This is a genomic window from Candidatus Melainabacteria bacterium RIFOXYA2_FULL_32_9, assembly GCA_001784615.1.
Taxonomy (GTDB): domain Bacteria; phylum Cyanobacteriota; class Vampirovibrionia; order Gastranaerophilales; family UBA9579; genus UBA9579.
Genome location: MFRQ01000153.1, coordinates 35,915 through 50,125, shown reverse-complemented (window position 1 = coordinate 50,125; position 14,211 = coordinate 35,915). Strand labels below are relative to the sequence as shown.

Below are 14,211 nucleotides of genomic sequence, written 5' to 3'. Positions count from 1 at the left end.
TTGCTATTGCACTATGCCTGCCTGTTTTACCATCATCTGCCCTGTATGAATAAAATAATGAATTTTGGCAGCTAGTACAATCATCCAATGTATCAATATTTGTAACCCCTACTTCTATTAATTGTTGAGCGTTCAACTTTTTTAAATCCACTTGAACTTTATCAATATTTTCTTTAAATACACTATTATAATTTTCACTGATACTTTGCTTTAACTCAAGAGCCACTTCACTAGAAACAGGATAACAACATTGCCCAATTGTCGGACCAATAGCAACCTTTATTCCACCTACAGATGTATTAAACTCATTGGTGAATATGTTAACAGCTTTCTGAACAATCCTCTTTGCTGTCCCTCTCCATCCGGCATGAATTACGCCAATAACTCTTTCTTTAGGAGCATAAATAATTATGGGCGTACAATCTGCAAATAATAACATTAATACAAGTCCTGGAATTGCTGTAATTACACCATCAGTTAAAGATAAATCATCATTTATACTGGTTATAACCTTTATATTGTCAGTATGTTGTTGATCAGGATTTATTATCCGGTTATAATCCAGATCCAATACTTTACAAATTTTTTGCCTGTTCTCAATTATATAAGGCTTAAACTCAGGCTGATTAGCTGCTCCTAAACTAAAATAATTAAGTGGCTCAGGCGTATTACCACCAATTCTTGTGGTAAAAGCATGGACCAGATTCTTGTCATCCAGTATGCTGGATTTATAGTATTTAATACCTGATTTATTCTCTAAATAAAACATTTTTAAAGTTACCTGAATATAAAAGTTTTATAATATACATTATTCAAGTTGCTAGCCATATAAATTTATTGCTTAGAGATTGCCACGCAAGTATGATTTTGCTGATTATCCACGATTCCTGGCTCGCAATGACAATACGTAGTGCCTTTAGTAGTATTATTGTAAGGATTAATGACTTATGACAGTGCAAAGTACCTCGTAATGACGTCCAAGATTATTTAAGTAGCAACTTGAGTATACTTTATATTTTATATAATATTACAAAAGATATTAAGGCTCAAATTATAAGGGGATTGGTATGTTTGACGTAATTACAATAGGCAGTGCAACTCAAGATATATTTATTGAAAGCAATTTTGCGGAAATTCATGAAGTAAAGGATGCTAATTCAAGCAAATCTCTTCTATGTTTTGATTACAGCACCAAAATTGAAGTTGAACAAACAGCGCTGGATGTTGGTGGTGGAGCGGTTAACTCTGCTGTAAACTTCGCAAATCTGGGATATAAAGCTGCAACAATAGTTAAAACAGGAAAAGATATTAATGGAGAAGCTGTTTTAAGAAGATTAAAAGAAAAAGAAGTTGATAGCTCATTAATATTACAGACAGATGACTATAAAACAGGTTTTTCAGTAATATTAACAAGTTTTGAAGGTGATAGAACCGTTCTTGCTCATAGAGGTGCTAATAGTCACATTTCTTTAGATGAAATACCCTGGGATGACATAAAAAAATCAAAATGGATTTATATTGCACCTTTAAGTGGGAATTCCAATCTTGTACTCGATAAAATTGCGGATTTTGCAGAAGAAAACGGGGTCTCGATGGCGTTTAACCCTGGAACTACTCAAATTAAAAGAGGAGTTGAAGACTTAAAAAAAGTTGTATCAACAGCTGAAGTCTTAATAATGAACAAGTCAGAAGCATTCAATATTACAGGGATGCAGGAAGGGCATGAACAAGTTTATCAAAAGCCCGGAGAATTTGACCCCTGGTCACATAGTGTTCACGAGATGCTTTTTAGGTTAAAAACCTATAAACCTAAAGTTGTAGTCATTACAGATGGAAGTAAAGGTGTAATAGCATTCGATGGAGAAACATTTTACCATGCCCCTGCTTATCCTGCCAAAGTAATTAGCACCCTTGGAGCAGGAGATGCGTTTTCCAGTACTTTTGTCGCCAGCTTAATGAGATTTAACTGGGATATTGAAAAAGCCATTATATTTGCATCAATAAACTCTGCGTCCATAGTTGAGAGCTTTGGAGCACAGTCAGGATTAAAATCTTTCGCCGAATTAGAAAAAATTTATCAGCAAAATGAAGATTTTAAAATCACCAAGAAAAGTAAACAAGCTGAAAATATAGGCTAGAATAATAGAAAATAAGACTGATCGAGAAAGTCATTGCGAACCTTTTATTATGGATATTTTATAAAATCGAAGTTGTGAAGCAATCCCTAGGCATGTATCATTAAGATCACTTCGCAATTAAGATAAACGATATCTTCCGTATTTAATGGCTCGTGATGACTGCCAGACACATAATTATTACCTAATAAAATCGCTAACTATAGCTTTGATATTTGTTTTCAAGCTGTTCAAGAATATCTATAGAACTTGATACTTCATATTTAGCCACTCCTAATATTTCACTAACAGGCTGGATATCTAGTAGAGTACTCGTTAGAAAACAGCCTTTTGAATGCTTTAATTTATTAGGAGATATAACTGATTCTTCAATTTCAAAGCCAAGTTCAATAGCTGCAAGAATAATTTTACTCCTTACAACACCGTTTAATAGCCCGCTTGCAACTTCAGGAGTGTGTATTTTTCCATTATTATCAATTAAAAATATGTTTGATGTGGTTCCTTCAGCTAGGTTGCCATTGGTATTAAGAAATATTGCTTCATCACAACCCGCTGCATCCGCTTCATTCTTTGCAATTATATTGCTTAAATAGTTTAGAGTTTTGGTATAAGTAACTTTTGAATAAGGATTTCTTCTTTCATGCTGGCTCTGAATAACTTTATATGGTCTTTTTTCTTTTAATGGAGTAAAGCCGCATTTCTGTCCCCAGATTAAGAGAGATGGTTTCATAGGCTTCGGATAGCTCAATCCGGCATCAGTCATAAGCCCACGAGTAACAATTACCTTTATAAAACCTTGATCTATCTTATTTGATTTAATAATATTATCAATATTTTTCCCCAAGTCAGGTATATCAATTATAATTGGAATATCTAGACTGTTTGCATTACTTACAAGCCTGTTGGCATGTTCATCAAAGAACATTACTTTTCCATCTTTAACAGCTATGGTTTCATAAACTCCATCTCCAAAATGAAAAGCTCTATCAAAAAATTGATAATCAGACTTATTTTCTATTTTTATTAAGTTAAAATTCCAATAAACAAGCACAATTATTACCCCTTAATCAGCTAACTCCTATACAGTTTATGAATAAATATCACTATATTCATTCTCAATAGGATCAATATTACCTGACTATTTACTTGTTAGAATTTTCTGACAATCTTTAATAATTGAATCACACTACTAGTATTTTGTTTCAAAAGTTATGATAATCGTTGAGGTAAGGTATGTATGTTATTGGCCACTCTACTAGTGTATAGATCGACAAATAATATGCTATAATTCCCCGAATTGTCATCCTGAGGAGAGAATCGACGTGAGGATCTTGCCTATGTACAACTTTAATGTAATTTTAAGGCTTGAATAGTATATTGTATAGATTGCCACGGTGCCACAAACATATCATCAATGATTTTGTATATTAAAGAAAGATTGTTGACAATGTCACTGTGGCTTAGCCACCTCGCAATGACAGGGAGTTTGCTTTTAATATATTATTTGCAAATCTTACTACTAGATATAAATTATAAAATGTTTTAATTATTCTGCTTTTATAAACCCCATAACAGGTTAAGTATGACGGTTTTAAGATTAATCTAACTTTGGGGCCTTTTCAAGACTTCTTTCATCAATAACAGGTGCGTTTCCCCAGGAATAAATTACACCTTCTTTGTTTATTTGATACTCTTCTTTTATTTCGTTTCCATTTTCATCTTCAAGAATAATTTCTACTCCAATGCCAAGAGGATTTTCTGAATCGTCTAAAGACTCAAAAATATTAATTTCTAGTATATTTTTAATTTCAGCCGGGTTTTTAGTGCCAAATTTTTTTTCTAGAAGAAGTTCAACTAATTCTTTTTTGTCCATTTTTCTCAGGTTTCCTTGTATTACTAAATAATATTACTACAATCCATTGAAATACTAAATTAATATATCTTAAAAGAATAAAAAAAATAGTAGTGCTTCAACGATAACTGGTAACTTTAAACTAAGTCTAACTGCTTCAGTGGCTTTAATCGTTAACCTAAATTAGGTAATGGATATTACCAAAAAAATTATTAAAGTTTTTTGGAAACGTGCCGATATATATAATATAAAGCCATAGAATTGGGAAATTACCCAATCTCCTCCCCAAGCCTGATAGCCGCGCCCCTAAGACAAGTGCGGCTTTCCCTTTTGTTCATAAAATGAATTAATTGACTAAAAGTTTATTATTTTTGGTTATTAGATTTAATAAATAATTATTATCTCTTGTTAAAAAGACAAGGGCTGTTATAGTTATCGCAGCTTCAATAAGTCCGAGAATTAATAAATGTTCTGCTAGCATTATAGCTATCATACTACGTATTGTATATGGAAAATCAGAAGAGGTATTTACTCCTACCAGCAGGATTTGCAGTTTAAATATTAATATTAGTGATATTACCGAGAAAATTGATGAAAAATATGCGCTAATTCCTGCAATTAATGGTTTAGGAAAAATCGTTCTTAAGGTTTTTGAGGAATTTACTTTATTATATAAATAATAACCTGTAAAAGAAGTAATAAAGGCTAATATAAAGCTATTTACCGCAAAAGTACTTATCCCTCCATCTCCGAAAAAAATGCTTTTTATCATTAAAGCTGAAGTTATTATTATTAAACTTGTCCAGGGTCCGAATAAAATACTTAGCAGGGTAGCGCAGGTTATATTGCCCGGGATTTCTATTAAAAACGGTAGATCAAACATTAATATGGTAAAAGAGAAAGCGGTTCCCAGGATAATTATGGGGATGGAATCTAGTTTAAAGATTTTCCTTATTTTGTTGAATGCCAGAGCCCAGAGAGGAATCATTATTAAATAGAAGACTATGCTAACTTGTAATTCCAGGAATTCATTATGAATATACATATATAACGCCTCCCCTCGAATATATACGTTTATTTTTAGAAAATCTTTTATTATTTTGGGAAATATTAAAGGAAAAAGCAATTGGATTCCGGGGTATATTAAGGACGCAATAAAAAATACTTACGCATTTTTTATTGCTCGATTATTTGCTGGTTATAAGAAGTGCCAAAGGCACATATATAAGGTTGAAATAGTTAAAGACTTTAATAGTGTGACTGAGTCACCTACAAAAATACCTATTGGATTAGAATGAGCTTACAATTTCAAAAACTCGTCGTTTTCGAAATTGTAAGCTCTCGCTTCGCTCATCAAAATCCATAAGTATTTTTACGCTGTCCTTATTAGGTATACATAATAAAAAGAACCTCTTTAAGGAGCAACCTTAAAGAGGTGTTAATTATAACTGGATATTATATATACTAAACTTACTATAATGAATGATGAAAATTCAATAGGTAAGTTTAATTATATAACTTTTTGTATTATATGGCTTTTTGAACTTTATTAGCTTTTATACAGGAAGTACATATGCTAATTTTTTTAACTGTACCGTTAATGTTTGCTCTTATTGATTGTAAGTTTGGAAATTGGCGATATCTATGATGCTTGTTTGAGAAGCTTACTTTGTTTGCTTTTAATGGTGTTTTTCCACATACTGTACATTGTTTGGACATTGTTTTTACCTCTTATATTTTAATACTTAAACTCTTTTAACTTTTTCACTAACATATTACTTAAAGCCAAAATACTTATCAAGTATTTAGATTTATTTTTTATCTATATTGTTCCAGAAACCTGAGTTTTTATTTATTTCTGAAATGAGCTGCAGCGTATTGTCATTATTAGTTTGGGTTTATAAGATGAATCTTTCAGAATTTATAATTTCCATTAAGATTATTAAAATCATTTAGATGAAAATTCTAGTTGATATTAAAAAATCTTAATAATAAAAAAATAAGTTTTTGATAAATTATGATTTTTTTTACTCAATATTTATGGTTGGTTTGGGATTTTTTTTTGTTTTGTATAACGTAAAAAAAAATTTGTACTTAATATTTTTTTAAATTTTAGCAATTTTTTTTCATGCTCTTGTTTTATTATTATCAACGAATACTTATTTAAAAATACAACATATTTAAGTAGGTAGGGAAGCTAAATAAATTTGGTAATATCCATTACCTAACTTAAGTTATCGACTATAACCACTGAAACAGGCAGACTTAATTTCAAGCTATCAGTTTACGTTGTTGTACTACTATAAATTTTAATATTACGGTATTTCGTTAAGTATAAGTCAGGAGGTTTTAAATATATGGTAATCGCAGATGAATTGAGGTCACAGGAAGAAGTGAAGGACAGTGTTATGGCAAATGCTGAATTATTGAATTTGAACAACAAGAAAATCATTACAAAAGCAAACTTGCGCAGAATTGAGATTAGTGAGCTTCCAAATAAGCTTCCTGATTTTAAAACTTCAATCAGAACAAAAGATAATATTCTTGCTGATTGGATAATTCAGTGGATTGAAGCGGGATTAAAAGAAGGTAAACTTCAAAAGAATGATTTACTACCAAGAAAAGCCGCTCTTGCTGCACATCTTGGAGTTAGTATCGGTACTGTCCAAACTGCAATTAGATTTATTGAAGATAAAGGGCATGTTGAATCTAAACAGCGTATTGGTACTTTTGTCAGAGATATTAGTAGTCCAGCGGCAGAACTTAGAAAACAAACTTCTAAACGTGAACAGGCAATAGTGGCATTAAAGAAAATCATAGTTAAAAATTCATACTCGGTTGGTGAGCCACTTCCTTCATCAAGAGAATTAGCTAAAGTTATCGGTAGTGCACCAAATACTACACGTTTGGCTTTAGAATATCTTGCAAGCATTGGTATTATTGAATCAAAAGGTTGCAGGGGTAACAAAGCTAACTGGATTCTAAAAGATATACCTGTTATTGACGAATGCGACGAAATTGATGCAAATCTTGAATCAGATACTCTTGTAAATCAAGTTGAGCGTGATCTAAAAGAATTAATTGGCCAGAGATTTCAGGTTAATGATAAATTACCGTCACACTTTGAACTAGCTGATATTTTAAAAGTGAGTATTAAGACAGTTCATGATGCTATGAAACGCTTGGTCGAGCAAGGCATCCTTAAGTCTAAAAGAGGTAGATACGGTACATTTATTATGCGTTTACCATCAGAAGCTCAGTTTTATGGTAGTGACGCAGATTCAATTTTTGCTTCAGCTTTAGAAGCAAGTCTTTATAACTATGAAAAGGTTGAGCGTCATATGAAGCTCTTGATTAAAGAGAATTATAAAGTTGGCGATAAGCTTCCTGCAATGAGTAAATTAGCTTTACAATTAAAAGTTAGTAGCAATACCATTAGAAAAGCACTTCAAAGACTTTCTGAACAGAATGTTGTTAAGTTTTCTCGTGGTAGATACGGTGGTACTTTTGTTATTAGCATGCCACAGGTTGATGAAAGTGAAGAAACTTCATTCACCTGGTTATCTATTAACCCTGAACATATGGCTGTATATCGTACAGTTAATAAGTAATTCTTATAAAATGCTTATAAAGCCTCTTACTCAAAGTAAGAGGCTTTATTTGTTTAGATAAAATGACTAAATCATAGAATTTGTAAACTTTATATAAATTAAACTTATTTTTTATACTTATAAAGCATTTTTTAAGTTGGTTTATCCTTAAATAACTTAGGATTTTAAGGTTTATTAATAAAGTGAACAAATGTATGATTAGTGATGTTGGTTTTGGCTGTTTTTCTCGAAAAATAAATTCTGGAGTGCAACTCGCTTTCCAGAAAAATTTGCATAAAGAAAAAGCAGCTTCGTCACTATCATATTTAGATAAAGATGTATTTTCATCAGCTTTAAATCAGGAATACAAAAATGATATATCATTTCTAGGCAATATACAGAGAAGTATCAAAGAAGCTTGGAAGGATAGCATAGTTCGTGAAATGATCGAAAAGTCTGTAATGTGTGGTAATTTTAAAGAGTGCCCAGAATTTGGGAAAGCTTTTTTAGAACGTATTGATGCTCTTTGCTCTTCTAAGTTGTCTAATGATGAAATTTATAAAGAATTAAGCAAATTTTTTGAGAAAATTAGGCCTCAAATAGATAACAGTTTTGCTACAGATGATGAAAAAAGATTTCAAAGAAGGGTAGGGCAAGTTAAAGACATTTTAGGAAATAAGAAAGTCGAAATATTTACTGATGTTGGTTGTGGTGATGGAGAAATAACATCAGCAATAGGTAGTGCTTTAAAATTAAAGAAAGATAAAGTAACGGGCTTAGAAGTATATATAAGACCTGATAAAACTTATCCTTTCACAATTAAACAATTTGACGGGGTTAAAATCCCTTTACCTGATAATTCACAGGATTTAGTAACTTTATTTACGGTTTTACATCATGCCGAAAATCCTGATGGTTTACTTAAAGAGATTCGTCGCATCTTAAGTCCTAATGGTAAATTAATTGTTAGAGAATTTGATGCCAAGAATGATTCAGAGAAGCTTTTTAACGTTGTAATGGATGAAATGCTATACAAAGTTTATACGTCTTATGACGGTGTTCCTGTCAGGGAAGACGGTTATCACAGTTGCAGTGAATGGGAAATATGTTAGAAAAAGCAGGTTTTAAAATTGATAAAACCGTAAAGACTGAACCTAATAACCCTTATGATCCTTTTATGACATTATCTAGTAAGGCAAATATTAGTTTTGGCAATAACGCAAAAATAACCAGTATATCGAAGGTGCGGAGTCTGGATTTTGTAGCGTAATTTATTTATACCTGTTTTGTGTATTAGGATTAAAGAGCAAGCATTTTGATGTATCTAAAACTAATGACAATTCTTCTCCTACTTTGGCTTCAAAATCAGGAGATATTTTTGCTGTCAATGATTTATTATTAATCATAAAGTGTACAAGCTTTTCACTTCCAAGCATTTCAACAAGATCAGGAATTACTTTTATGCTTTTTGATTCAGTAGATCCGGTGGCAAAGTGTTCAGGTCTTATTCCCAGGATGACCTTTTTACCGGTTAGATTATTGCTTTTAATGATGCTTATTAATTCATCATCAACATTTATATACTGATCTGCTATTTTAAGAGTATTATCAGAAAGGGTTTCTACTTCAGTAAAGTTCATTGCGGGTGAGCCAATAAAGCTTGCTACGAAAATATTTTCTGGTTTGTTATAAATAGCGTTAGGTGTGTCTACTTGTTGAATGACACCATTATTAAGCACAACAATTCTGTCTCCCATTGTCATGGCTTCGACTTGATCGTGTGTTACATAAATAAATGTGGTTTGAAGTCTTTGATGCAGTTTTTTTATTTCTGACCTCATTTGAACTCTGAGTTTTGCATCAAGGTTAGAAAGTGGTTCGTCCATTAAAAACACAGCCGGATCTCTAACTATAGCTCTTCCTAATGCAACTCTTTGTCTTTGTCCGCCTGAGAGTTGTTTTGGTTTTCTTTCTAAATATTCTGTCAAATCTAAAACTTTTGCTGCTTCTTTTACTCTGTTATCTATTACATCCTTCTTGAATTTTCTCATTTTGAGGCCGAATGCCATATTGTCATAGACATTCATATGAGGATACAGAGCATAATTCTGAAATACCATTGCAATATTTCTGTCTTTTGGGTGTACATTATTGACAACTCTGTCTCCAATGTAAATTTCTCCGGTTGTTATATCTTCAAGCCCGGCGATCATTCTTAATATAGTTGATTTACCACATCCTGATGGGCCAACTAGCACAATGAATTCTTTATCTTTAATATCGAAGCTTGTTTTCTTTATAGTCTCTGTTTTATCGTAAATCTTGGTAATATTTTTTAATTCGACTTTTGCCATATTTTCTACCCACCCAAACTCTGTAATAGTCGAAAAAGTATTTAATGAATAAAATTGATTTAACTTATTCCTAAAAACTTTTTTAGTTTAACGTAAGATTTTTCTTTACACTGTATTTTAACATGGCATTTCATTAATATTCACTAGAATTTTTTGTATGTAACTTGAATAGTTAATTACGTTTGATAATATTTTCTATGTTGATTGAAGTGTACGAGTGTCTTTGTATTATAATTTAATAGATATGTAAGTTAAAGGTGCTAAGTTGCTAGTATTCAGAGAGATAAAACCCAATCTTATTCCTGCATCATGTCTTGCACAGGGCGTGTTTGACGGAGTGCATCTTGGACATCAAAAAGTCATTATAGATGCTATAGAAAAATCTAGAACTACTGACGCATTAGCTACAGTGGTGACTTTTGCTAATCATCCTCAGTATATTACATCAAAAAATTCTCTAAAATTAATTACAAATCTTGAAGATAGACTTGAATTGTTTGAAGCTTTAGGGGTTCAGGTTGTTCTTTTACTTGATTTTACTGAAGAATTGTCTAAGATATCCGCTGTTGAATATATTAAAAGTGTATTGGTGGAAGGATTGAATGTTAGGCACATTAGCATAGGTTATAATCATAGATTTGGTTCTCAGAAAAAAGGTGATCATAAGTTGCTTGAGAAATATGGTGAGCAATATGGTTACAAAGTTACTGTAATTCCTCCTGTTGCTATAGAGGGTCAGGTGGCAAGCAGCTCTGATATAAGAAATTTAATTTCGAGTGGTGATGTTGATTCGGCTTCAAAATTGCTTGGAAGGCCATTTTCCATTAAAGGTGCAGTAATTCAAGGGAAACGAAGAGGAACTCAGCTTGGTTTTCCTACTGCTAATATGGAATTGCCGGAAAACATGATATCTCCTGCTGCCGGGGTTTATTCGGGGCTTGCTTATATTGGTAATGAAAATTATTTTGCGGTGATTAATGTCGGCAAAAGGCCAACTTTTGGAGATCTTACCGTAAATCTTGTGGAAGCTCATGTATTAAATTATAGTGGAAATTTATATCACAAGAATATAGAAGTAGCTTTTCTTAAAAAACTGAGAGACGAAAAGCGGTTTGCTTCTGAAGCTGAATTAGTAGAGCAGATTAAGCTTGATTGTCAGGCCGTGACTGTTCTGGCTCCCAACTTATAGTCGCAAGTGCACCTGCATAAGTTTATGAGATTGCCACGCGAGTATGATTATTTCTTCAAGTCACGATTCATGGCTCGCAATGACAGCGAGGTATTATTGGAATGATTATTGACCAAAGAAAGTGCGAAGTACCCTTGTAATATTAGCGGTATTATTGGAATGATTGATAACCAGATACAGTGCGAAGCACCTCGCAATTGACAATAAAAATTTGTTTATTGGATAGGGACTCTAAGTTTGTAAATTTAGTTAACCGTTTTCGGGCATTCATATTTAAAAAGAATTTAAAACGGGTATCATGGAACAATAACTAAATTAATTAAATAATAGATTAAATCGAATCGTGTACGTAAAGTCTCAGAGTCAATGTACTTATGACTATTGTACAAAATTGTGTTTATGTAATAATTTTAGTTATAGATATTATAGAAAACCGATTATTAAAATAAATAATTAATTTAGTTAAATTTTACTTTTTAGTGTCAATATTTTTTTAGATCTGTTTTAAAGCAAATAGGGGAAATTAGTCGGTACTTCTTTAAGTTGGAGAGTCTGTTAGAATATCGTTCTGTAAGGGGTTATTTAAATTAGCTATGGTGAGAGTTAGAAAAAGTATTAAGATTTCTGGTATTATTGGGTCTAAAGCTTTTATTTCTTATGTTTATTCTTTAGTTAAAAAGTTTGGACTATCAGGTTGGGTTAAGTACTGTAATGAATTTATCATTATGGAAGTTGAGGGTGATAATTACTCAGTAATTGAGTTTGTATCATCTATTTGTGATAACGCTAAACCTATGTCAAAAGTGGTAGAGTTTGAATCACATGATGTAACTGTTTTAAACAGTAATAGATTTTATATTATTGAGAGCGATTCTGAGTTTAATTACGTTGAACCTGTGCCGCAAGATACAGCATTATGTGATGACTGTGTAAGTAAGTTATTCGATTCTAAGTCAAGGAAACATAATTATCCGTTTATTGCTTGCAATAAATGTGGCCCTAGATACAGTGTTATTAATTCTTTGCCTTTTACCAAGGAAAATTCTTCATTTGGTGAATTTGAATATTGCTATGAGTGTCAAGAAGATATAAGTAAGGAAATGTTAGATGGGGATTTTTCTAACTGTCATGCTTGTGGGCCAAGGATTTGGCTAAAAGATAAAAATAAAGTCTATCTTAATCAGGAAGAGAGCTTTAAGGTAGCTGCCAGAATTATTGATCAGCAAGGAATAATGCTTTTAAAAAGTATTAATTGCTTCTATTTATGTTCAAGCGCTTTTTCAAGTGAAGCAGTAGAAAAAATCAGGGAAATAAAAGTTAGAAGAGATAAGCCTCTGACCGTAATGGCAAGAAATATTCAGGAAGTAGAAAAATTTGCTTATGTAAATGATGTTGAGAAGGAATTATTAACATCAAAAGAGAGACCGGTAGTTGTATTACGTATTAAAAATCCTGATTACCTTGCTTCGAATGTAGCTTCAGGATTTGATCGAGTCGGCGTCATGCTTCCTGTTAATCCAATTCATTATTTGTTATTTGATAGCGGTAATTTCAATGTTTTATTAATGAGTAGTGCCAATAAAAGCGGTCAAACAATTGAGATAGATAATCATAAGGCTGAATCCGCATTTGGGGAATTGGTTGATGGGATTTTATTCCATGATTTAAATATTAAAAATGGATCAGATGACAGTATTGTTACTGTGGCCAATAACAAAAAGTACTCATTTAGATTAGCTAGAGGCTATGCTCCTAATAATAGACTCCTAATGGATATGGATTCTTGTCCTGTAGTTTTAGCATGTGGAGCTCATCAGAATTCTACCATTGCTCTTACTACTCCGGATGGTAGAATCCATGTTAGTCCTTATATGGGAGATTTAGATACATCTAATGTTTTTGATTTGTATAAAAAGAATGTAATATTGTTTTGCAAGTTATTTAATGTATCTCCAGAACATGCCGTATGTGATTTAAATCCTGATTATTTTTCTACAAGGTATGTAAAAACATTAAAAATCCCATATTCGCAAATGCAGCATAGTTATGCCCATTTGATTAGTTGCCTTGTTGACAATGATATTGCAATAACTACTCCGGTTATTGGCGTAATATTTGATGGTTCAGAATATGGTGCTGATCAGACAGTTTGGGGTGGGGAATTCCTTGTTTCAAGAGATTTAAAATATGAAAGAGCAGCTTATATTCCTGTTTTTAAGATGATTGGAGTTAAAGGAAAAGAGTCTCAGATTTATAGGTTAGGTTATAGTTTATTACAAAAAGCCGGAATTGATATTAGTCATCCTGCGTATAAGAATTTAGAACTTAGTCAGGAAGAAGAATATATGTTTTCCAGCTTGATGAATAAAGGTGTAAGCTCGCCCTTGACTTCATCAGCAGGAAAATTGTTTGATGCTGTTGCTGCAATAGTTGGAGCTGCCAGACATTCTTATTATGAAGAATATTCGGCTCTCTATCTTGAAAGTTTGGCTGATAAGAACTGTGAAGATATATATTTACTGAAAGATTACAATATTAAAAATATTAATAGCCTGATACAGTTTATAGCTAAAGATATTGAGTTAAAAGAGCCTGTTTCTAAGATACTCGGTAAATTTCATAATACTCTTGCAAAAATGGTAGCTCATACTTGTCTTGAAATAAGCAAGAAAAAGGGAATTAAGCAGGTTGCTTTATCTGGTTCAGTCTGGATGAATGTGCTTTTACTTGAAAGAACTGTTAAAGAACTTGAAAAAGTTGGTTTAATGCCTTTAACACATAAAAATATTTCGACTAATGATGAGAGTTTAAGTATAGGCCAGGCTGCATATCTTGTTCATAAAATCAAAAGAGATAAAATTCTTGATTATAAAGATAAGTCTAATATTATAACCAGTGAGATTTTCTAGTGGATTTGGTGGATGTAGGCTCAGAAACCAGACGTTCTAATAAGTTTTCTAAAAATTATAAAGATTTTCATAAGAAATTCCTTCAGTACTATTATTTTTAGCCTGAAGGATCAGAATTATTTATAAATAGAGTTCATAAAGTGTTTAATTTAATTATTTATTAGTCTAAAATTAATATTAAA

Annotated in this window: 12 protein-coding genes; 6 read left to right on the top strand and 6 right to left on the bottom strand. The window is 31.9% G+C overall.

The genetic code is table 11. The features are described from left to right. Positions 1 to 769 (bottom strand): hypothetical protein (locus A2255_07685; GenBank protein ID OGI17269.1); only part of this gene is annotated, 769 nt, incomplete at its 3' end. 298 nt (positions 770 to 1,067) lie between these two features. Between A2255_07685 and A2255_07680 the strand changes: the two genes are divergently transcribed. Next, positions 1,068 to 2,138 (top strand): hypothetical protein, encoded by a 1,071-nt coding sequence (locus A2255_07680; GenBank protein OGI17268.1) that lies wholly within the window; start codon positions 1,068 to 1,070, stop codon positions 2,136 to 2,138. Between the two features lie 193 nt (positions 2,139 to 2,331). On the opposite strand, the gene A2255_07675 is transcribed toward A2255_07680, so the two are convergent. The 3 genes from A2255_07675 to A2255_07665 form a co-directional block, all read right to left on the bottom strand. After that, positions 2,332 to 3,186, bottom strand: coding sequence for a hypothetical protein (locus A2255_07675; protein OGI17267.1), 855 nt, complete (start codon positions 3,184 to 3,186; stop codon positions 2,332 to 2,334). Between the two features lie 546 nt (positions 3,187 to 3,732). Beyond that, on the bottom strand, positions 3,733 to 4,008 hold the full coding sequence (locus A2255_07670; protein ID OGI17266.1) for a hypothetical protein: 276 nt from the start codon (positions 4,006 to 4,008) through the stop codon (positions 3,733 to 3,735). A 325-nt stretch (positions 4,009 to 4,333) separates the two neighbouring features. Continuing rightward, positions 4,334 to 5,032, bottom strand: coding sequence for a hypothetical protein (locus A2255_07665; protein ID OGI17265.1), 699 nt, complete (start codon positions 5,030 to 5,032; stop codon positions 4,334 to 4,336). Positions 5,033 to 5,087: 55 nt separating this feature from the next. On the opposite strand from A2255_07665, the gene A2255_07660 reads away from it, so the two are divergent. Beyond that, positions 5,088 to 5,285, top strand: coding sequence for a hypothetical protein (locus A2255_07660; protein ID OGI17264.1), 198 nt, complete (start codon positions 5,088 to 5,090; stop codon positions 5,283 to 5,285). Positions 5,286 to 5,514: 229 nt separating this feature from the next. Here A2255_07660 and A2255_07655 read toward each other — a convergent pair whose 3' ends face one another. Further along, positions 5,515 to 5,706 carry a 50S ribosomal protein L28 gene (locus tag A2255_07655; protein ID OGI17263.1) on the bottom strand — a complete coding sequence of 64 codons (192 nt, stop codon included), beginning with the start codon at positions 5,704 to 5,706 and terminating at the stop codon, positions 5,515 to 5,517. Between the two features lie 638 nt (positions 5,707 to 6,344). Between A2255_07655 and A2255_07650 the strand changes: the two genes are divergently transcribed. Both A2255_07650 and A2255_07645 read left to right on the top strand, forming a co-directional pair. Beyond that, entirely contained in the window at positions 6,345 to 7,598 is a 1,254-nt protein-coding gene (locus tag A2255_07650; protein ID OGI17262.1) for a hypothetical protein, read from the top strand. A 194-nt stretch (positions 7,599 to 7,792) separates the two neighbouring features. Continuing rightward, positions 7,793 to 8,689 (top strand): hypothetical protein, encoded by an 897-nt coding sequence (locus A2255_07645; GenBank protein ID OGI17261.1) that lies wholly within the window; start codon positions 7,793 to 7,795, stop codon positions 8,687 to 8,689. Between the two features lie 159 nt (positions 8,690 to 8,848). On the opposite strand, the gene A2255_07640 is transcribed toward A2255_07645, so the two are convergent. Beyond that, the gene (locus tag A2255_07640; GenBank protein ID OGI17260.1) at positions 8,849 to 9,931 is read right to left on the bottom strand and encodes a sugar ABC transporter ATP-binding protein; all 1,083 of its coding nucleotides are present in this window, start codon (positions 9,929 to 9,931) and stop codon (positions 8,849 to 8,851) included. A gap of 265 nt (positions 9,932 to 10,196) precedes the next feature. Between A2255_07640 and A2255_07635 the strand changes: the two genes are divergently transcribed. Together A2255_07635 and A2255_07630 are read left to right on the top strand one after the other, a co-directional pair. Further along, positions 10,197 to 11,120, top strand: coding sequence for a riboflavin biosynthesis protein RibF (locus tag A2255_07635; GenBank protein OGI17259.1), 924 nt, complete (start codon positions 10,197 to 10,199; stop codon positions 11,118 to 11,120). 593 nt (positions 11,121 to 11,713) lie between these two features. Continuing rightward, positions 11,714 to 14,029: a carbamoyltransferase HypF gene (locus A2255_07630; protein OGI17258.1), complete on the top strand. Its 2,316-nt coding sequence runs from the start codon at positions 11,714 to 11,716 to the stop codon at positions 14,027 to 14,029. Positions 14,030 to 14,211: the final 182 nt, after the last annotated feature.

Excerpts from the sequence above, each read along its gene's own strand:
- A2255_07680 (OGI17268.1), top strand. The coding sequence starts at position 1,068 with ATGTTTGACGTAATTACAATAGGCAGTGCAACTCAAGATATATTTATT.
- A2255_07670 (OGI17266.1), bottom strand. The coding sequence starts at position 4,008 with ATGGACAAAAAAGAATTAGTTGAACTTCTTCTAGAAAAAAAATTTGGC.
- A2255_07665 (OGI17265.1), bottom strand. The coding sequence starts at position 5,032 with ATGTATATTCATAATGAATTCCTGGAATTACAAGTTAGCATAGTCTTC.
- A2255_07655 (OGI17263.1), bottom strand. The coding sequence starts at position 5,706 with ATGTCCAAACAATGTACAGTATGTGGAAAAACACCATTAAAAGCAAAC.
- A2255_07650 (OGI17262.1), top strand. The coding sequence starts at position 6,345 with ATGGTAATCGCAGATGAATTGAGGTCACAGGAAGAAGTGAAGGACAGT.
- A2255_07645 (OGI17261.1), top strand. The coding sequence starts at position 7,793 with ATGATTAGTGATGTTGGTTTTGGCTGTTTTTCTCGAAAAATAAATTCT.
- A2255_07640 (OGI17260.1), bottom strand. The coding sequence starts at position 9,931 with ATGGCAAAAGTCGAATTAAAAAATATTACCAAGATTTACGATAAAACA.
- A2255_07630 (OGI17258.1), top strand. The coding sequence starts at position 11,714 with ATGGTGAGAGTTAGAAAAAGTATTAAGATTTCTGGTATTATTGGGTCT.